Annotated in this window: 1 protein-coding gene; it reads right to left on the reverse strand. The window is 72.6% G+C overall.

From position 1 onward, the window contains the following. On the reverse strand, positions 1-394 hold a 394-nt coding region (locus EHS43_RS46000), incomplete at both ends, for a CBS domain-containing protein (RefSeq protein WP_125196164.1).

Below are 394 nucleotides of genomic sequence, written 5' to 3' on the forward strand. Positions count from 1 at the left end.
TGCTTGAAGTGGTCGATGTCGAGCCAGCTCAGGGCCAGCGTCCGCCCGGCCGCGATCCGCCGGTCCGCCTCGACCGTGATCGCGTCGGAACCGGGCAGCCGCGTCAGCGGGTTGAGTCCGGCCGCCTCCTCCACCCTGGTGTCGCTCAACGCCCGCACGAGATCCGCCAGCCGTACGACTCCCACGCAGCGGCCGTACCGGTCGACCACGGCGACATCGTCCGAGGTGCGGTCCTGGCCGCCGACGGCGACCACGTCCAGGACCTCCCACGCGGTGGCGTCGATCCCCACCGTCCGTGGCGGGTCGCCGAGTCTGGCCGCGGGACGGTCGGCGTACAGGGCGTGTCCGTAGCGTCCCGACATCGACAGCAGGAAGCGCGAGCGGTGCACCGACC

It is taken from the genome of Streptomyces sp. RP5T (assembly GCF_003933965.1).
Taxonomy (GTDB): Bacteria; Actinomycetota; Actinomycetes; order Streptomycetales; family Streptomycetaceae; genus Streptomyces.